Origin of the sequence: Demequina sediminis (genome assembly GCF_039545075.1) — a bacterium.
Taxonomy (GTDB): domain Bacteria; phylum Actinomycetota; class Actinomycetes; order Actinomycetales; family Demequinaceae; genus Demequina; species Demequina sediminis.
The window spans coordinates 21,216-40,518 of record NZ_BAABRR010000014.1 but is presented as its reverse complement, the minus strand read 5'-3'; the positions used below and the strand labels follow the sequence as shown (position 1 = coordinate 40,518).

Below are 19,303 nucleotides of genomic sequence, written 5' to 3'. Positions count from 1 at the left end.
CTCCTCGTCACTCCCGCCGGGCCGGAGTAGCCGCCGCTTGCGAGGCCAACAACTCCGGTCGTGCGACGTCTCCGATGACAATAACCGCGGGAGGTTTCACCCCTGTTTCTCCCGAGAGACGAACAATGTCCGATAGCGTCCCGCGCGTGATGCGCTCGTCCGCCGTGGTGCCGCGCTCGATGATCGCGACGGGGGTGGCGGCGTCCGCTCCTCCCGCGAGGCCCGCCGCGACGATGTCGGGCAGCGCGGCCACGCCCATGAGCACCACCACGGTCGCGCCGGCGGCCATCGCGGCGACCGCGGCGGCGTCGGCCCCCGCGTGACCCGAGGTGACGAGCACCGAGGTCGAGATGCCGCGCTGGGTCACGGGAATCCCGGCGAGCGCCGGCACGGACAGCGCCGACGTCACTCCTGGCACGACCTCGACGGGCACGCCCGCGACGATGCACGCGTGCGCCTCCTCACCGCCGCGGCCGAACACGAACGGGTCGCCGCCCTTGAGACGCACGACCGTGCGGCCCGCGAGCGCGTGCTCGACGAGGATGCGGTTGATCTGGTCCTGCGGCACCGGGTGGGTGTCGGGCGATTTGCCCACGTTGATGACCTCGACGTCGTAGGGCACCGTCACCAGCAGCTCGGTCGCGCCCAGGCGGTCCGTGACCACCACGTCCGCCTCCGCGAGCGCCTGACGCCCGCGCACGGTGATGAGACCCGGATCGCCCGGACCGGAGCCCACGAGGATCACGCGGCCCTGGCCCGCGCGGCGGCGGCGCAGGTCCACCTCGCCCGCATCGATGTGCGCGGCGACGGCGTCGCGCACCGCGCGGATGCGAGCGGGGTCGGGCTTGTCCGTCGAGACGACGCCCACCACGAGGTCGCCGTGGCGCGAGGCGGCAGCCTGACGCGCGGTGCCCTTGGCGGCATCGGACGCATCGATGCAGAACACGCGCCGCTCGGCCGCCCAGGCCGCGACGTCGTCGTTCACCTCGGGCCGGTCCGTCGCGGCGAGCACGAACCAGGCATCGTCGAGGTCCGAGGGGACGATGCCCCGCTCACGCCATTCGAGATCGCCGTGTTGGGCGTGGCGACGGACGTCGTCGCTCGCCTCGGGAGCGACCACCATGATGTCGGCGCCCTCAGCGAGAAAGCGTCGCACGCGCCGCGAGGCGACGTGGCCCGCACCCGCGACGACCACGCGCCTGCCACCGAGGTCGAGTCCGAAGAGAGCCGTCACGCTCGGCCAGCCAGGTCGATGATCACCTGGCCATTGTCGAGGGTGACGGGGTACACCTCCAAGTCGGCACTCATCCCGGACGTCGGCTGCTTGTCCATCGTCACGAGGCAGGTTCCGTCCACGAGCGAGAACACCTGCTTGTAGATGGGAGACGCGACGGTGGGCACGCCCGCCCTGTCTCCCGTGATCCCGCGCGAGATCACGTGCGCGCCGGAGAACGGGTCGAGGTTCTGGACCGCGTGCACGCTGCCGTCCGCGAGACGGAACAGCGCGACCTGGACGCCGTCGACGAGCGCCGCGACACCCAACTCGGGGCACAGCGCGTCGTAGTCACAGACCACGACGCGCGAAGGCGATGGGACGGCGGGTGCGGTGATGGTCATGAGTGAACCTCCAGGCGTGCGGGGGCGATGAGGACGGCACCGGACTCGCGCTCGGCGGGGGTGGCAGGGCGACGCTGGCCGCGCTGCTCGACGTAGGCGAGCGACGGGTCGGCCTGGTCGGGGGCGTTGACGAAGCTCGTGAACTGGCGCAGCCGCTCGGGATCGTCGAGCACGGCCTTCCACTCGTCCTCGTACGTGTCGAGGTGGTGGGCCATGTGGGCGTCGAGCTCGGCACAGATGCCGAGCGAGTCCTCGACCACCACCCTGCGGATCTCGTCGAGTCCGCCCTCGTACTCGGCCTGCCACGCGGCCGTGCGCTGCAGGCGGTCCGCGGTGCGGATGTAGAGCATGAGGTAACGGTCGATCACCCGGAAGGCCTCCTCGTCCGAGGCATCCGCGACCAGGAGGTCAGCGTGGGCGGGCGTGAAGCCGCCGTTGCCGCCCACGTAGACGTTCCAGCCGCGCTCGGTCGCGATGAGCCCCACGTCCTTGCCGCGGGCCTCGGCGCATTCGCGTGCGCAGCCGGAGACGCCCAGCTTGATCTTGTGGGGGCTGCGCAGTCCGCGGTAGCGCAGCTCGAGCGCGATCGACATCGACGCGGAGTCCTGCACGCCGTAGCGGCACCAGGTGGAGCCCACGCAGGACTTCACGGTCCGCAGCGACTTTCCGTACGCGTGGCCCGACTCCATTCCGGCGTCCACGAGTCGCTTCCAGATCTGCGGCAGTTGCTCGAGGCGAGCGCCGAACAGGTCGATCCGCTGGCCACCCGTGATCTTCGTGTAGAGCCCGAAGTCCTCGGCCACCTGCGCGATCACCATGAGCTTGGCCGGCGTGATCTCTCCGCCGGGGATGCGCGGGACCACCGAGTACGTGCCGTCCTTCTGCATGTTCGCCATCACGCGGTCGTTGGTGTCCTGCAGCGCGGCGCGGTCGCCGCCCAGCACGTGCTCGTTGTGCAAGGAGGCGAGGATCGAGCCCACGGTGGGCTTGCAGATGTCGCAGCCGCGTCCCGTGCCGAACCTCTCGAGCACGTCCGAGAACGTCCGCAGGTCGGCCACCTGGATCGCGCTGAACAGCTGAGCCCTCGACATCGCGAAGTGCTCGCACAGCGCGTTCGAGACCTCGAGGCCCGCCTTTTCGAGCTCGGCACCCATGATCTTCTTCACGAGCGGCAAGCAGGACCCGCACGCGGTGCCCGCCTTGGTGCAGGACTTCACCGCGCCCAGGTCGTGGCAGCCGTCGTGGTTGACCGCGTCGCGGATCGCGCCCGCGGTGACGTTGTTGCACGAGCACACGGTTGCGGCATCGGGCAGCTCGAGGTCGGGCCGCTCGACCGCACCCTCGGGCAGGATCCATGCGGACGGGTCTCCCGGCAGCGTCGCCCCGATCATCGGGCGCAGCGTCGCGTAGGCCGAGGCATCCCCCACGAACATCCCACCCAGGAGGGTCGACGCATCGTCCGTCATCACGAGCTTCTTGTAGGCACCCGAGAACGGGTCGGAGTAGACCACCTCGAGGGCCCCCGGCGTGGTCGCGAACGCGTCGCCGAAGGACGCGACGTCCACCCCGAGCAGCTTGAGCTTGGTCGCGGTGTCCGCGCCCATGTAGACCGCGTCGCCACCCAGCAGCCGGTCGACCGCGACGTCGGCCATGGTGTTGCCCGGCGCGATAAGGCCCACCGAGAGGTGTCCGTCCGCCGCGGCGGCCGCGCACTCGCCGATCGCACTGATTGCCGGGTCCGCGGTCAGCGACGTGTCGTCGACCACGATTCCGCCACGCTCGCCGATCACGAGTCCGGCGTCGCGGCCCAGGTTGTCGCGCGGGCGGATGCCGGTGGCGAACACGACGACGTCGACTAGCTGCTCGCCGCCGTCGGCGAACACGAGCGTGCCGGCGTTGCCGTCGCGGTCGGCGCGCACCTCGGAGGTCGCGACGCCCGTGCGGACGGTGACGCCCAGCTTCTCGATGAGGCGCTTGAGCGCCTCACCGCCCGACTCGTCGACCTGGAGCGCCATGAGGCGCGGCGCGAACTCGACGACGGTGCTGGTCGCGCCCAGGCTCTGCAGCGCGCCCGCGGCCTCGAGACCCAGCAGGCCGCCGCCGATCACCGCGCCGCGCACCGGACGGTTGAAGAAGCGCTGGCGGGTCTCCACCCACTCGCGCAGCCGCGCGACGTCGTCGACCGTGCGATACATGAACACGCCCGGCAGGTCCACGCCAGGCACGGGCGGCGCCCACGCGTACGATCCCGTCGCGAGCACCAGGTGGTCGTACCCCGCCTCGCCGCCGTCGGACGTCGCGACGGTGCGTGCCTCGCGGTCGATCGACTCGACCCGGACGCCGCGGTGCAGGGTGACGCGAGGGTCCTCCCACAGGCTCGGCTCGCCCAGCAGGAGGCCCTCGGCGGACGTCCCCTGGAAGTAGCTCGTGAGGGCGACGCGGTCGTACGGCGCGTAGTCCTCCTCGCCGTAGACCTCGACCTCGAATCGCCCGGCGCCGTCGCGCTCGAGCAGCGTGGTGACGAAGCGGTGGGCAACCATGCCCGCCCCGACGACGACGATTCGCTGGGTGCTCATGATGCTGCCTTTCCTGGCCCGCATCGCGGCACGCCCCAGCGTCCACGACCGAGCCGCTGCGGTGGGGACCAGTGCTGGCTCCACCCTAGAAACGGCATGCGCGATCACCCCGTGACCTTGGACCCGACGCCGCGCCTACGCGGCGGCGACGAGCACCTTCCCGTGCTCGACCGTGACCAAAAACACACGCAGGTGCGCGGCGTGTCCCTCCACGGGTTCCTTGTCCATGGTCACGAGGCAGGCGCCGTCGATGAGCGAGAACACCTGCTTGTAGAGGGGCGAGGCCACCGTCGGCACGCCGGCCCTGTCCCCCGTGATGCCGCGCGAGATCACGTGCGCGCCGGAGAACGGGTCGAGGTTCTGGACCGCGTGCACGCTGCCGTCCGCGAGACGGAACAACGCGACCTGCTCGCCGCCGACGAGAGCGGCGACCCCGAGCTCGGGCGTGAGCCTGTCGTAGTCGCACACGACGGTCGCCGTGGACGGTCCCGCGAGGGACGGTCCCGCGACGGACGATGCCGGGGTGACGGTCGCGCTCATGAACGGACCTCCAGGGTCGAGGGGGCGATGAGCACGGCGCCGGACTCGCGCTCGGCGGGGGTGGCGGGGCGACGCTGGCCGCGCTGCTCCACATAGGCGAGGGACGGGTCGGCCTGGTCGGGCGCGTTGACGAAGCTCGTGAACTGGCGCAGGCGCTCGGGGTCGTTCAGCACGGCCTTCCACTCGTCCTCATAGCTGTCGATGTGGCGCGCCATGTGGGCGTCGAGCTCCTCGCCCAGCCCGAGGGAGTCGTCGACCACGATCTTGCGGATCGCGTCCAGCCCGCCCTCGTGCTCCTGCTGCCAGGGCGCAGTGCGCTGCAGGCGGTCGGCGGTGCGGATGTAGTACATGAGGTAGCGGTCGATCACGCGGAACACGTCCTCGTCGGAGACGTCCTCGACCAGCAGCTGAGCGTGCACGGGCGTGAAGCCGCCGTTGCCGCCCACGTAGACGTTCCAGCCCTTGTCCGTGGCGATGACGCCGACGTCCTTGCCGCGGGCCTCCGCGCACTCGCGTGCGCAACCGGAGACGCCCAGCTTGATCTTGTGCGGGCTGCGCAGCCCGCGATAGCGCAACTCGAGCGCGATCGCCATGCCCACCGAGTCCTGAACGCCATAGCGGCACCAGGTCGAGCCGACGCAGGACTTCACGGTGCGCAGCGACTTTCCGTACGCGTGGCCCGACTCCATGCCCGCGTCGACCAGCCGCTTCCAGATGCTCGGCAGCTGCTCGAGGCGAGCGCCGAACAGGTCGATCCGCTGGCCGCCCGTGATCTTGGTGTACAGCCCGAAGTCCTGAGCGATCTGGCCGATCAGGATGAGGTGCTCGGGAAGGATCTCGCCTCCCGGCACGCGCGGCACCACGGAGTAGGTGCCGTCCTTCTGCATGTTCGCCATCACGCGGTCGTTGGTGTCCTGCAGCGCCGCGCGGTCGTCGCCCAGCACGTGCTGGTTGTATAGCGACGCGAGGATCGACCCGACGGTGGGCTTGCAGATGTCGCAGCCGCGGCCGTTGCCAAACCGGGCGATGACGTCCGAGAAGGTGGTCACCTCCGCGACCTTGACGGCGTTGAAGAGCTGCGCGCGGGACATGGCGAAGTGCTCGCACAGCGCATTCGAGACCTCGATGCCCGACTTCTCGAGCTCGGTCGCCATGATCTTCTTGACGAGCGGCAGGCAGGACCCGCACGACGTCCCCGCCTTGGTGCACGCCTTGACCGAGCCCAGGTCGGTGCAGCCCTCGTGGTTGACGGCGTCCCTGATGGTGCCAGCTGTGACGTTGTTGCACGAGCACACCGCGGCCTCGTCCGGCAGGTCCACGCTCGGGCGCTCGACCGCTCCCTCGGGCAGCAGCCAGCCGGCGGGGTCGCCCGGAAGGTGGGCGCCCACCATCGGGCGCAGCGACGCGTACGCCGACGCATCCCCCACGAGCACGCCGCCGAGCAGCGTCTGCGCGTCGTCGGTGAGCACCAGCTTCTTGTAGACGCCGTTGACCGGATCCGCATAGACCATCTCGAGCGCGCCGGGCGTGGTCGCGAACGCGTCGCCGAAGGACGCGACGTCCACCCCGAGCAGCTTGAGCTTGGTCGCGGTGTCCGCGCCGGGGAACGTGCTCGCGCCGCCCAGCAGGCGGTCCACGGTGATCTCGGCCATGGTGTTGCCAGGAGCGATGAGGCCGATGCACGAGCCCTGGATGCACGCGACCTCGCCGATCGCGCTGACGGCGGGATCGGCGGTGAGGCACGTGTCGTCGACCACGATGCCGCCGCGCGGGCCCAGCTCGAGTCCCGCCGCGGCGCCGAGCTCGTCGCGCGGTCGCACTCCGGTGGCGAACACCACGACGTCGACCAGTTGCTCGCCGCCGTCGGCGAACACGATCGAACCCACGCGACCGTCCTTGCCCGGACGCAGCTCGGAGGTCGCGGTGCTGCACCTCACCGTCACGCCCAGCTGCTCGATGAGGCGCTTGAGCGCCTCGCCGCCGCCCTCGTCGACTTGGAGGTTCATCAGGCGGTCGGCGAATTGGATCACGGTGCTCGTGGCGCCCAGTCCTTGCAGCGCGCCGGCGGCCTCGAGACCCAGGAGGCCGCCGCCGATGACGGCGCCACGCACCGGGCGGCCCAGAGCCGCGCGCCGCTCCTCGACCCAGCCGCGCAGCGCCGCGACGTCGTCGATCGTGCGGTAGAGGAACACGCCGGGCAGGTCCGCTCCCGGCGTGGGGGGCATCCACGCGTACGAGCCGGTGGCGAGCACCAGGTGGTCGTACGCGACCTCCCTGCCGCCCTCGACCGTCACGACGCGTCGCTCGCGGTCGACCGCGGTGGCGCGCGAGTCGCGGTGGAGCGCGACCAGCGGGTCGTGCCACAGCGCGGGATCACCCAGCTGCAGGTCCTCGGGAGACTTGCCCGTGAAGTAGCTGGTGAGCGCGACGCGGTCATACGGCGCGCGCGGCTCCTCGGCGATCACCTCGACCGCGAAGCGGCCGTCCGTGTCGCGCGCACGCAGCGCCTCGGTGAAGCGGTGCGCGACCATGCCGCCGCCCACGACGACGATCCGTTCGGTGGTCATGATGCCTCCCCTGCCCCCACCAGCGCGGGGATGTGGTGATCCGCGGCACGCGCCGCGATGAGTTCTCGGACGAGCGGCTTGCAGTCGCCGCAGCCCGTGGATGCGCGCGTGGCGCGCGAGACGTCCTCGAGGGACGCGCAGCCGTCATCGACGGCCGCGCGGATGCGCGCCTTCGACACCCCGTTGCACTGGCAGACGGTGTCCTCGTCCGTCAGCTCCGCCGCCGACCGGCGTGCGGGTGCGGCGCCGGGAATCGGACGGACGATGAGGTGGGCGGGGTCGCTCGGGACGGGCAGACGGCGCGTGTAGAGCGCCTGCAGGTCGGACGCGGTGGCCTTGTCCCCCACGACGGTCGCGCCGACCAGGATCCCGCCGCTCACGACGACCTCGACGAACCTGCCGACCGCAGGGTCCGAGATGCGCACGGCCCTGAGGTCGCGACCGCCGTGATCGAACTTGCCGCTCAGGCCCATCGTGACCACCTCGAGACCGGGGGCCTTGACGCGCACGACGTTGGTGAGGTCGTGCGCGGCATCGCCCGAGGAGTCCTCCTGCGCGCCAGCGGCGTCGCCCGCCCACAGGTCGACGAGCCGCCGCGCCTGGTCCCAGCCCTGGGCCACGAGACCCGTGCCGCCCTCGGGAGGCTGTGCGCAGTCGCCCACCGCGAACACGTCCGGATCCGCGGGCGAGGCGAGGCCGTCGCCCACGAGGATGCCGCGTTCGCACGGCAGCCCCGCGCGCCGCGCGAGCGCCGTCTCGGGGATGGTGCCCGCGCACATCACGAGCATGTCGGTGAGCACCTGTGCGCCGTTGTCGAGCTCGACACCGCTGACGTGGCCCCTGCGCTCGAGCACGCGCGAGACCGAGGTGGTGGTCACCACGGTGATGCCGAGGCGGCCGAGCGAGTCCGCCGCAATCTGCGACGCGACCGAGCCGAGCTGGCGCTCCATGAGCCGGTCGGCGTGGTGGACGAGCGTCACGGCGAGGCCGCGCGCCGCGAGACCCGTCGCCACCTCGATGCCCAGCACGCCTGCCCCGAGGACCACGGCGCGCCGCGCGCGCGGCAGGGCCGCCACGATCCCCTGCGCATCGTCCAGATCCTTGAGCACGAATACCCCCGGCACCAGCCCGTCGGGCCCGGCCACGTGCTGAATCTGCGGGATGCGGGCGGCGGAGCCGGTCGCGAAGACCAGGCGGTCGTACGCGAGCAGCGATCCGTCCGAGGCGCTCACCGTGCGCGCCTCGCGGTCGATCGACACCGCCGTGACGCCGCGGCGGACGTCGGCGCCGGGCGTGTCGGCGTCGAGAGCGATCGAGCGGGCGTCGGTCTTGCCCGCGACCACGCTCGACAGCAGCACGCGGTTATACGGGGCGTGCGGCTCGCGCCCCAGCACCGTCACGCGCGCTCCCGGCACGCGCGCGGCGACGTCCTGCGCGAGCCGCGAGCCCACCATGCCGTGGCCCAGAATCACCACCCTCATCGCAACGCTCCTTCGCTCTCGATGGCTGCCGCGGCAACCCGCGCCGCGCTGATCTGGACGGCCGTCACCTTGAACTCCGGCATCGAGGACGTCGGATCCGTCGCGTTGTTCGTGAGCCGGTTCGCGCTGCCCTCGCCCGCCCAGTGGAAGGGCATGAACACCGTGTCCGCGCGGATGTCCGTCGTGAGCCTTACCGGCGCCAACGCTTGTCCGCGAGTGCTCGTGAGGATCGCGACGTCACCGCCCGCGAGGTCCAGCCGGTCGGCGAGCAGCGGGTGCATCTCGACGAAGGCCTCGGGCTGCGCCTGCGCGAGCTCCTCGACGCGGCGCGTCTGCGCGCCCGACTGGTAGTGCTGCAGCACGCGGCCCGTGACCAGGTAGATCGGTGCGTCGGCGCGGACGTCATCCGCGGGACCGCGGTGGTTGACGGCGTGCATGACGGCGCGGCCGTCGGGCGTGGGAAAGCTCTCGAGGAACGGCCGCGGCGTACCGGGGTGGCCCATGCCGGGGTGGGCGGGGTCCGACGCGTGAGCCGCGGGGCACGGCCAGAACAGCTCCTCGCCGGCGTCGAGTCGCGCGTAGGTGACGCCGCTGTAGTCGGCCTTACCGCCCGCCGAGGCGCGCGCGAGCTCGTCGAACATCACCTCGGGGTCCTCGCTGAACAGCGCGCCGCAGTCGAGGCGCCGCGCGAGTTCGCGCAGGATCCACAGCTCCGAGCGGGCCTCGCCCGGAGCGGCGGTCGCGGCGCGCCTGCGGATAATGCGACCCTCGAGGTTGGTCATGGTGCCGTCCTCCTCGGCCCACTGCGTGACGGGGAGGATCACGTCCGCGAGCAGCGCCGTCTCGGAGGGCACCAGGTCGCACACGACCAGCAGGTCGAGCGCGCGCAGGCGCTCCTCGACGAGCGTCGCGTGCGGCGCGCTCACCACGACGTTGCTGCCGTGGACGAGCAGCGCGCGCGGGCCGCCCGGCGTGCCGAGCGACTCGAGCAGCTGCATCGCGGGCACTCCGGGACCGGGGATGACCGCGGGGTCCACTCCCCACACCGCGGCGACGTGGGCGCGCGCAGCCGGGTCGGAGATCGACCGATACCCAGGGAGCTGGTCCGCCTTCTGGCCGTGCTCGCGGCCGCCCTGGCCGTTGCCCTGTCCCGTGACCGGGCCGTAGCCCGAGCCGTGACGGCCCACGAGGCCCAGCGCGAGCGCGAGGTTGATCGCGGCGCTCACGCAGTCCGTGCCCTGCGCCATCTGCTCGACGCCGCGCCCGGTGAGGATGTACGCGCCGCGACCTCCGCGCGCGGGAGAGGCCGCGGCGAGCAGCCGCGCGACCTCGCGCAGGGTCTCCGCCGGCACCCCCGTGACGGACTCAGCGCGCTCGGGCCACCACTGCGCCACCGAGCGGCGCACCGCGTCGACGCCGTTCACGCGTCGCGCGAGGTAGTCCTCGTCGGCGAGCGACTCGGCGAACACCACGTGCAGGATCGCGAGCAGCACCACCATGTCCGATCCGGGGACGGGAGCCAGGTGCAGGCCGGCGCCGTCGGCCGCGAGCTTCGCGGTCACGGTCTCGCGCGGGTCCACCACGACCAGCCCGCCCCGCTCCCGCACGCCCGCCAGGTGCTGGACGAACGGGGGCATCGTCACCCCCATGTTCGAACCCAGCACCAGCACGGCATCGGCGCCACCCAGGTCGGCGAGCGGGAAGGCGAGGCCGCGATCCATGCCCAGCGCGCGGTTGGACGCCGCGGCCGCGGAGGACATGCAGAACCGGCCGTTGTAGTCGATGAGGCGCGTGCGCAGCGCGAGCCGGGCGAACTTGCCCAGCGCGTAGGCCTTCTCGTTGGTAAGTCCCCCGCCGCCGAACACGGCCACCGCATCGTGCCCCGACTCGGACTGGAGGGACCGGATGCGGCCCGCCACGAGGTCGAGTGCCTCGTCCCACGAGGCCTCGCGGAAGCCGCCGTCGGCGGTGCGCAGGAGCGGCGTCGTGACGCGGTCGGCGGCGCGCAGCACCTCGGGAGAGGTCCAGCCCTTCTGGCACATGCCGCCCCTGTTGGTGGGGAAGTCGCGGCCCGTCACGGTCACGGGCAGGCGCCCGCCGGGCGTGGCCGTGAGCGTCTGCGCGCACTGGAGCGCGCAGTACGGGCAGTGCGTGGCGACGGTGGCGCCGGGGACTCCCGGCGCCACCTCGCCCTGCGTGAGGGGCGTCACGTCAGACGTTCCTCATCGCGGCGCCCTTGCGGAGGTAGAACCCCCACGTGAGCGCGGCCATCACCAGGAACACCACCACGTATGCCTGCAGCGCGGGCACGATCGAGCCGGTCTGCTCGCGGGCGATCATGTACACGAACGGAATCGCGAAGCCTCCGAAGGCACCCACCGCGGAGATGATGCCCACGGCGCCCGCGGCCTGGCGCTTGAAGTCCAGGCGGCTCTCGTCGGTGTTCTCGCCCTTGTCCGCCTGGATCCGCGTGAAGATCGACGGGATCATGCGGTACGTCGAGCCGTTGCCGATTCCCGTGAAGGCGAACAGCGCCATGAAGCTCACGAAGAACAGCCCGAGCGACTCCTGCTGCACGCCGATCACGGCGGCGACCCCTGCGACGGCCATCGCGATGAACGCGCCGAGCGTGATGACCGAGCCGCCGACGCGGTCCGCGAGCTTGCCGCCGTACGGGCGGGCCAGCGAGCCGACCAGCGCGCCGAGGAAGCCCCAGCCGAGCGCGATGTCGGCGCGCTCGAAGACCACGGTGAGCAGTGTCGGGAACGCGGCGGAGTAGCCGATGAAGGACCCGAACGTGCCGATGTAGAGGAAGGCCATGAGCCACGTGTGGCCGTGCTTGAGCGAGGCAGCGGTGGGCTTGGGGTCCGCCTTCGCCTCGCGCAGGTTGTCCATGAAGAGGAACGCGAGGATGGCCGAGGCGAGCGCGAGCGGCACGTACACGAGTCCCGCGGCGCTGAGGCCGAAGGCGCTGATGCCGATCACCACGGGCACGAGCTTCTGCGCGACCGCGACGCCGATGTTGCCCCCGGCCGCGTTGAGGCCCAGCGCCCAGCCCTTCTCCTTGTCGGGGTAGAAGAACGTGATGTTGGACATGGAGGAGGCGAAGTTGCCTCCGCCGAATCCCGCGGTCGCTGCGATCGCGACGAGCACGCCGAACGGCGTCTCGGGACGCGCGACCACCCACGCGAGCCCCAGGGTCGGGATGAGCAGCAGCAGCGCGGAGATCACGGTCCAGTTGCGGCCGCCGAAGATCGGCACCGCGAACGTGTACGGCACGCGCAGGAACGCGCCCACGCCCGACGCGACGGCGAGAAGCGTGAAGCCCTGACCTGCGGTGAGGGCCCAGCCGTTGGCACCGGCGGCGACCAGCGCGCCGGACTCGTCGAAGGTGCCGTACATGCGCACCACGACGATCGACCACAGCAGCCACACCGAGAACCCGATGTGCTCGGCGACGATCGAGAAGATGAGGTTGCGGAACGCGATCGCCTTGCCGCGGGCCTCCCAGAACAGCTCGTTCTCGGGCTCCCAGCGCTCGATCCAGCGCCCCTTGCCGATCACGCCGGGCTCGATCACCTGCTCGGCGGTCTTGTCGGAAACGGTCATGGTCCCTCCCCAGGAACACTCGCGTCCGTCCGGGGCGGGCGCCTCGGAGTGAATCGGACGTTCCCGACAGTAGGGAGGGGAGGTTACGGCGGCCGTCTTCGCGTGTGAAGCGTGCGAGAACTCTTCCTCACCGGCACGGGGTGACAGCGGTGAGGTCGCTCACGCGGCGGGTGGGAGCCCGTGAAAATGGGCCCTGAACAGGGACGATGCTCGGGCGGGGTGAGATTGCGGGCCGCCGGGCGGATCTCCCTACGTGCGCTCGGAGTCCGCCCATGCGGCCACCGTGGCGATCACGTGGTCGACATCGGCGGCGGTGTGCGCCGCGGAGACGAACCAGGCCTCGTAGGCGCTCGGCGGCAGCGCGACCCCCTCGCGGCGCACCGCGTGGAACATCCGCGCGAAGGCCGCCGTGTCCTGGCGCGAGACCTCCTCGAACGTGACCGGGGCATCGTCCAATCCCAGGAAGATCGAGAACAGCGTGCCCGCGCGGCCCACCGCGTGGGCGATGCCGCGCTCCGCGAGCGCGCCGGACACACCCGTGACGAGGGCGTCCGCGGTGGCCGCCACGCGGTCGTGCACCTCGGGGGTGAGCAGGCGCATGGTGGCGAGCCCGGCGGCCACTGCCACGGGATTCCCCGACAGGGTTCCCGCCTGATACACCGGTCCGAGCGGCGCCAGCCGCTCCATGAGGTCGCGCCGTCCGCCGAGCGCGGCGACGGGAAGCCCGCCGCCGATCACCTTGCCGAAGGTCACGAGGTCGGGCGTCCACGGGTCGACCCCCGCCGCGAGATCGTGATCACGCTCGACGCCCCACCAGCCGGCCGGTCCTGCGCGGAAGCCCGTGAGGACCTCGTCGAGGATCATCACGGCGCCCTCGTTGCGGCACAGCGTCGAGATGAGGCGGTTGAAGCCCTCGGGCGGGCGCACCACGCCCATGTTGCACGGCGCGGCCTCGGTGATGACGGCGGCGATCCGCGCGCCGTGTTCGGCGAAAGCGTCCGTGAGCGCGGGCTCGTCGCCGTACGGCAGCACCAGGGTGTCCGCCGCAGCCCCGCGCGTCACGCCTGCGGAGTCTGGCACGCCTGCGGTCGCGAGGCCCGAGCCGGCGGCGACCAGCAGCGCGTCGGAGTGGCCGTGGTAGCAGCCGGCGAACTTGACGATCACGTCGCGGCCCGTCGCGGCGCGCGCGAGACGGATCGCGGTCATCGTGGCCTCGGTGCCCGTCGACACCAGGCGCACGCGCTCGGCGGGGGCGTAGCGCTCGCGGATGAGCTCCGCGAGCTCGACCTCGGCCTCCGTGGTCGCGCCGAAGCTGAGGCCCCTCGTGGCGGCGGCCTGGACGGCCGCGACCACCTCGGGGTGCGCGTGGCCCAGCATGGCGGGACCCCACGAGGCGACCAGGTCGATCATCTCGCGGCCGTCGGCGTCCGTGATGCGGCTGCCGTGCGCGGACGCGATCGGCACGGGCTCTCCCCCGACCCCGTTCCACGCCCGCACGGGCGAGTTGACCCCGCCCGGCAGGATCGCCCGCGCCCGGTCGCTGTACGTGCTCACATGTCCTCCAGCCAGGCGGCGAGCTCGAGCGCCGCATACGTGACGATGATGTCCGCGCCCGCGCGGCGCATCGACGTGAGCGCCTCGAGGTGCGCGGCGCGTCGGTCGATCCAGCCGTGCGCGGCGGCGGCCTCGATCTGGGCGTACTCGCCCGACACGTGGTACGCCGCGACGGGAACGCGGGACGCCTGCGCGACCTCCGCGACCACGTCGAGGTACGGCAGGGCGGGCTTGACCATAACGATGTCGGCGCCCTCGAGCTCGTCGAGCTCGGCCTCGCGCAGCCCCTCGCGGCCGTTCGCCGGATCCAGCTGATACGTGCGGCGGTCACCCTCGAGCTGGCTGTCGACGGCCTCGCGGAAGGGCCCGTAGAACGCCGAGGCGTACTTGGCGGCGTAGGCCAGCAGCGCGACGTCCGTGAAGCCCTCGGCCTCGAGCGCGGCGCGCACGGCCGCCACCTGGCCGTCCATCATGCCGCTGAGCCCCAACACGTGCGCCCCGGCGCGGGCCTGGGCGAGCGCCATCTGCGCGTAGATGTCGAGCGTGGCGTCGTTGTCGACGTCTCCCGTGGGGGCGAGAACGCCGCAGTGGCCGTGGTCAGTGAACTCGTCGAGGCACAGGTCCGCCATGAGGACGATGCCGCGGCCGGGTGGGCCGTCGATGGCGTCAGCCGCGGCGCGGATCGCGCGGTTGAGGATGCCGTCGGGGTCCACCGCGCCGGAGCCTCGCGCGTCGCGCACCGAGGGAATCGCGAACAGCATGAGGCCGCCGATGCCCGCATCGATCGCGCGCTCGACCAGCGCCGGCACGTCCGCGAGGGGGTGCTGCGAAACGCCGGGCAGCGAGGCGATGGGGCGGGCCTCGGCGAGGTCCTCGTGGATGAACACGGGCAGCACGAGCTCCGCGCGGTGGGGGCGCACCTCGCGCACCAGGCGCCGCATCGCGGGCGTGGTGCGCAGGCGGCGGGGGCGGTGCGAGATCATGCGTCCTCCTCTGGGACCTGCAGCGCGGTGTCGAGAGCGGCGCGCATTCCACGGTACGTCGGCTCGGTGGCGACGGCGTCCACGCGCAGCCCCGCCGCACGCGCGCCGGCCTCGGTGGTGCGACCGATCGCGACGATGCGCGTCGTGGGCGCGACCGTCGGGCACGCCGCGGCGAAGCGCTCCGCGACCGAGCCGGACGTGAGCAGCACCGCGTCGAAGCCACCACCGGAGGCGCCTCGCGCCACCCCGGCAACCACGGCATCGTCCGGGCCCGGGCCATCCACCGTGCGATACGCCTCGACCTGATCGACCGACCACCCCTTGCGCGCGATCCCGCGCGCGAGCACGGGCGACGCGAGGTTGCCCACGGGAACCAGCACGCGGCCCACCGCACGCGACGCGGGGACGCGCTCGGGGAACTCGGCGACGATCCCGCGCGCGTCGGCACGGGACGCCGGCACCAGCGCCACCTCGAGTCCGGCCGTCGCACACACCGCGCGAGTCGCCTCTCCCACCGTCGCGACCCGTGCGGCGGGCTGGGGCTCGCTCAGGTCGCGGCCGTGCGCGCGGGCGATCCGCTGCATTGCGAGCACCGCGTTGCGGCTCGTGACGGCCATCCAGTCGTACTCCCCCGCGAGCCACGCGAGAGTCGCCGACTCGAGCGCGGCAGGATCCGTCGCGGGCTCGATCGCGATGAACGCCACGGGCGTGACGTGCGCGCCCTCGGCGGCGAGTTCGTCGGCGAAAGCGGTGCGCTCGGCGGTCACGGGTACCAGGAGGCGGCGTCCCGCGAGACTCACGCGCGCCCCATGAGGCGCTCGGCCCCGCGGCCGAGCAGGGAGAATCCGCTCGAGCGGCCGATCGACGAGGCCTCCGCGAGGACTCCGGAGTTGCGCTCGTTGAGCGCGAGCGTGCCGTCCTCGTTGATGACGCGCGTGTGGAGCGTGAGGCGGCCGCGGCTCACCACGGCGTGTGCCGCGACGGGGGCGGCGCAGCCGGCGTCGAGCACGCGCAGCGCCTCGCGCTCGGCGGTCACGGCGGCGCGGGTCGCGGGGTCGTCGAGCGTCGCGAGCAGCGCCCGCAGCTCGTCGGGCGCGTCCTCGCGGATCTCGATCGCGAGCGCACCCTGACCTGGGGCGGGCACCATCGCGGTCACCGCGAGCGGCTCGGTCGCGTCGGCGGACCGGCCCAGGCGGTTGAGGCCCGCGGCGGCCAGCACCACGGCGTCGAGGTCGTCACCGACGTGCGCCAGGCGCGTGTCGACGTTGCCGCGCAGCGGGAGCACCTCGAGGTCGGGGCGCATGGCCTTGAGTTGCGACGCGCGTCGCGGCGACCCCGTGCCCACGCGCGCGCCCTCGGGCAGCTCCGCGAGCGTGCGGCCGTCGGTGCACAGCGCGTCCCTGGGGTCCTCGCGGCGAGGGATCGTGACGATCTCGAGGCCCTCGTAGGGCTGCGTGGGGACGTCCTTGAGCGAGTGGACGATGAAGTCGCACTCGCCCGCAAGGAGCGCCTCGCGCAGCGCGGTGACAAAGACGCCGGTCTGCGACAGGCCGATGAGCGAACCGCGGTCGATGTCGCCCTTGGTGGTGATGGTCACCAACTCGACAGCTACCCCACCACCGGCGGACGTGCCGCGCGCGGCGGCCGCCGCGACCACCGCATCGGCGAACTGCCCCGATTGTGCCGTCGCGAGCGCGGAACCACGAGTGCCCAGACGGAGATCCATGGCACCAAGGGTAACGAGTGGGCGCGACGGTCCCTGACGGCTACCGTCGCTCAGCGGCGGTAGCCGGGACCCACGAAGACCAGCACGACCGCGATCGCGGACAGCCCGAGCGCAAACCACACGGGCGCCACGAATCCCCAGCCGAGCCCGATCACGATCGCGCCCATGCCGGTGCCCACCACCGTGGCGGCGTTGAGCGCGGAATGCGACAGCGCGGCCCCTAGCGACGGCGACGTGTGGGTCGCGTCCATGAGGTGCGCCTGCCCCGATTGCGAGAAGGTCTGGATGAAGACGCCGAGCAGCATGAGCGCGGGCACCACGGGCCAGCCGCTGTCTCCCACGACGCCCAGCACGGCCAACGCCGCCGCGACGCCGATGATCCCCACGCGCGCGGTGAGCAGCACCGAGCGGTCGGTGAGCTTGCCGCCCACGAAGGCGCCGATCGTCATGCCCACGCCGAACAGCATGAGCACCACGGTCACCGTGCCGGTCGAGAAGCCGTTGGTCTCCTCGAGCAGGGGCACCATGTAGGACTGCACCGCGCCCAGGCCGGCGAAGCCCACCGTGATGGTCAGGATCGCGGTCCACAGCACGCGGCCGCGCAGCGCCGACAGCTCGGCGCGGAAGCCACCGCTCGCGGTGCCGGCGATCGACGGCACGTACGCCCACATCAGCGCGAGACCCGCGATGCCCACCGCGGTCACCACGGCGTAGGACACGCGCCAGCCGGCGAGCTCGGACAGCCACTGCATGCCGGGCACTCCCAGCACCGCGGCCGCCGTGAGGCCGTACATGATGGTCGCGATCACCTGTCCGCGACGCTCGGGACCCAGCGCGAGCATGCCCACGTACGAGGCCGTTCCTAGCAGCGCGCCGTGCGGCAGGCCCGCGAAGAAGCGAATCACCAGCAGCGACTCGACGGTGGGAGCGAGCATCGTCGCCACCGAGGTCACCACGAAGATCCCCGACATCGTGAGCAGCAGCCTCCGGCGATTCCACGCCGCGAGTCCCACCATGAGCAGCGGCGCACCCACGACGACGCCCAGCGCGTACGTGACGATCGTCCAGCCGATCATGTCGACCGTGGTGTCGAGGCCGCGCACCTGGTCGAGGATCACTCCCGACGCGCCCTGCTGCGACAGCCCGATCCCGAATCCCGCCACCACGAATCCGGCGAGCACGAGCGCGGGGTGAGCGGCGTGGGCGGTGCGCGGCAGCAGCCAGCGCGGGGTGCCGGCCTCGGAGGCCGGGGGAAGAGAAGTCATGAGATGCCTTGCGGAACGAGCCACACCGCGGACGCGGTGGCGGGCGGGACGACGACGGTGGTCGCCTCCGCGGTTTCGATGAGGATTCCGCGGTCGCCCTCGAGGTCGGGCGGGTCCATGACCCGGATCGAGGCGTCCACCGTCAATCCTAGGGCGGCGAGGTCCCGTAGCACCGCCGGATCGGCGTCCGACAGCCGCGCGACCGTCCACGCTCCGGGCGCCGCGTGCGCGAGATTCGTGCCGTCGAGGGAGACGATGCGCCCGGCGGCGCTCGGGATGGGGTCCCCGTGCGGGTCGCGGGTGGGATGTCCCAGCAGCCGGTCGAGAGCGTCGATCATGCGCGGCGAGCACGCGTGCTCGAGGACCTCGGCCTCGTCGTGGACCTCATCCCAGCCGTAGCCGAGCTGCGTCACCAGGAAGGTCTCGATGAGGCGGTGGCGGCGCACCATGTCGAGCGCCCTGCGCTCGCCCTCCGCGGTGAGCGTGATCGCGCCGTACGGGCGATGATCGAGCAGCCCGGCGGCCACCAGCTTGCGGACGTTCTCCGAGACGGTCGGGGCGGACACGCCGAGGCGCTCCGCGAGCTGCTTGGTCGTGACGCGGGAGTCGCTCCACTCGGTCGCGCTCCACACGATCTTGACGTAGTCCTCCGCGGTGGGAGAGAGCTGCGGCTCGGTCACGTGGCGACTCCCTAGTGCTGGCCCGCGGGGCCGTTCGGATCCGCGCCGCGGCGGGCGGCGAGGGCGATTGCGGTGACGGCTGCGGCGGCCACGGCTCCTCCGACGAGCCACGGCAACAGGCTCGCGCCCTGCCCTTCTTCGGCGGCGCCCGCGGTCGCGGAGGGGCTCGGGGTCGCGGACGGCGTCGGGGTCGCGACCTCGCTCGGGGACGCGCTGGGCGTGGGCTCCTCGCTCGCATCGGGCGACTCGCTCGCGCTCGGCGTGGGGCTGGGCGAGGGCGGCGCGTATGTGAAGGTCACGGTGCCCTCGATCGGGTGACCGTCGGCGGACACCACCCGGAAGTGCAGCAGGTTGGTTCCCGCGCCCGCCGCGCCGTCGGGCACGATCGCGGTGAGCGTCGAGGTGACCTCGCCGTCGACCTCGAGCGGCGTCCGGGTGCCGTCAGGGGCCTCGAGCGCGACCTCGTTGCCGATGTCGAGCAGCTGCTCGTTGAACTCGAGCTCGACGCTCTCCAGCGTGGAGACCGTGTCGCCCTCCGCGGGGGTCGAGCCCACGAGCGCCGCGTGCGCCGCGGCGGGAGGGGCGGCGATCACGGCGACTGCCAGCACGGTCGCGAGTGCCGCGAGCGCGCGGGGGACGAGTCCGGAGGGGGCGTGAGGCATGCCAGAAGTCTCCCACGGCCCGCGATCACGGCATCGTCCCCGC

Annotated in this window: 15 protein-coding genes; all 15 read right to left on the bottom strand. The window is 72.4% G+C overall.

The window, feature by feature from the left end:
- Nucleotides 1–7 precede the first annotated feature (7 nt).
- The gene (gene cobA / locus ABEA62_RS11545) at nt 8–1,234 is read right to left on the bottom strand and encodes a uroporphyrinogen-III C-methyltransferase (RefSeq protein WP_286215602.1); all 1,227 of its coding nucleotides are present in this window, start codon (nt 1,232–1,234) and stop codon (nt 8–10) included.
- Complete coding sequence (nirD, locus tag ABEA62_RS11540) at nt 1,231–1,617, bottom strand: nitrite reductase small subunit NirD (RefSeq protein ID WP_286215601.1); 387 nt, start codon at nt 1,615–1,617, stop codon at nt 1,231–1,233. The genes cobA and nirD (ABEA62_RS11540) overlap by 4 nt, the downstream gene beginning before the upstream one ends.
- Nucleotides 1,614–4,193 (bottom strand): nitrite reductase large subunit NirB, encoded by a 2,580-nt coding sequence (gene nirB, locus ABEA62_RS11535; protein ID WP_286215600.1) that lies wholly within the window; start codon nt 4,191–4,193, stop codon nt 1,614–1,616. The genes nirD (ABEA62_RS11540) and nirB (ABEA62_RS11535) overlap by 4 nt, the downstream gene beginning before the upstream one ends.
- A 135-nt stretch (nt 4,194–4,328) precedes the next feature.
- On the bottom strand, nt 4,329–4,733 hold the full coding sequence (gene nirD, locus ABEA62_RS11530) for a nitrite reductase small subunit NirD (RefSeq protein WP_286215599.1): 405 nt from the start codon (nt 4,731–4,733) through the stop codon (nt 4,329–4,331).
- The gene (nirB, locus tag ABEA62_RS11525; RefSeq protein WP_286215598.1) at nt 4,730–7,300 is read right to left on the bottom strand and encodes a nitrite reductase large subunit NirB; all 2,571 of its coding nucleotides are present in this window, start codon (nt 7,298–7,300) and stop codon (nt 4,730–4,732) included. The genes nirD (ABEA62_RS11530) and nirB (ABEA62_RS11525) overlap by 4 nt, the downstream gene beginning before the upstream one ends.
- Nucleotides 7,297–8,781 carry an FAD-dependent oxidoreductase gene (locus tag ABEA62_RS11520; RefSeq protein ID WP_286215596.1) on the bottom strand — a complete coding sequence of 495 codons (1,485 nt, stop codon included), beginning with the start codon at nt 8,779–8,781 and terminating at the stop codon, nt 7,297–7,299. The genes nirB (ABEA62_RS11525) and ABEA62_RS11520 overlap by 4 nt, the downstream gene beginning before the upstream one ends.
- Nucleotides 8,778–10,991, bottom strand: a complete 2,214-nt coding sequence (locus ABEA62_RS11515; protein WP_286215595.1) for a molybdopterin oxidoreductase family protein — start codon at nt 10,989–10,991, stop codon at nt 8,778–8,780. The genes ABEA62_RS11520 and ABEA62_RS11515 overlap by 4 nt, the downstream gene beginning before the upstream one ends.
- Before the next feature lies 1 nt (nt 10,992).
- Nucleotides 10,993–12,390 (bottom strand): MFS transporter, encoded by a 1,398-nt coding sequence (locus ABEA62_RS11510; RefSeq protein WP_286215594.1) that lies wholly within the window; start codon nt 12,388–12,390, stop codon nt 10,993–10,995.
- Between the two features lie 249 nt (nt 12,391–12,639).
- Nucleotides 12,640–13,944 carry a glutamate-1-semialdehyde 2,1-aminomutase gene (gene hemL / locus ABEA62_RS11505; protein WP_345380213.1) on the bottom strand — a complete coding sequence of 435 codons (1,305 nt, stop codon included), beginning with the start codon at nt 13,942–13,944 and terminating at the stop codon, nt 12,640–12,642.
- Nucleotides 13,941–14,927, bottom strand: coding sequence for a porphobilinogen synthase (hemB, locus tag ABEA62_RS11500; RefSeq protein ID WP_286215593.1), 987 nt, complete (start codon nt 14,925–14,927; stop codon nt 13,941–13,943). Before hemB ends, hemL begins: the two co-directional genes overlap by 4 nt.
- Nucleotides 14,924–15,727, bottom strand: coding sequence for a uroporphyrinogen-III synthase (locus ABEA62_RS11495; RefSeq protein ID WP_286215592.1), 804 nt, complete (start codon nt 15,725–15,727; stop codon nt 14,924–14,926). The genes hemB and ABEA62_RS11495 overlap by 4 nt, the downstream gene beginning before the upstream one ends.
- Nucleotides 15,724–16,653: a hydroxymethylbilane synthase gene (gene hemC, locus ABEA62_RS11490; RefSeq protein WP_286215590.1), complete on the bottom strand. Its 930-nt coding sequence runs from the start codon at nt 16,651–16,653 to the stop codon at nt 15,724–15,726. Before hemC ends, ABEA62_RS11495 begins: the two co-directional genes overlap by 4 nt.
- 50 nt (nt 16,654–16,703) lie before the next feature.
- Nucleotides 16,704–17,918 carry an MFS transporter gene (locus ABEA62_RS11485; protein WP_286215589.1) on the bottom strand — a complete coding sequence of 405 codons (1,215 nt, stop codon included), beginning with the start codon at nt 17,916–17,918 and terminating at the stop codon, nt 16,704–16,706.
- Nucleotides 17,915–18,598, bottom strand: coding sequence for a metal-dependent transcriptional regulator (locus ABEA62_RS11480; RefSeq protein WP_286215588.1), 684 nt, complete (start codon nt 18,596–18,598; stop codon nt 17,915–17,917). The genes ABEA62_RS11485 and ABEA62_RS11480 overlap by 4 nt, the downstream gene beginning before the upstream one ends.
- A gap of 11 nt (nt 18,599–18,609) precedes the next feature.
- Nucleotides 18,610–19,260: a copper resistance CopC family protein gene (locus ABEA62_RS11475; protein ID WP_286215587.1), complete on the bottom strand. Its 651-nt coding sequence runs from the start codon at nt 19,258–19,260 to the stop codon at nt 18,610–18,612.
- Nucleotides 19,261–19,303 lie beyond the last annotated feature (43 nt).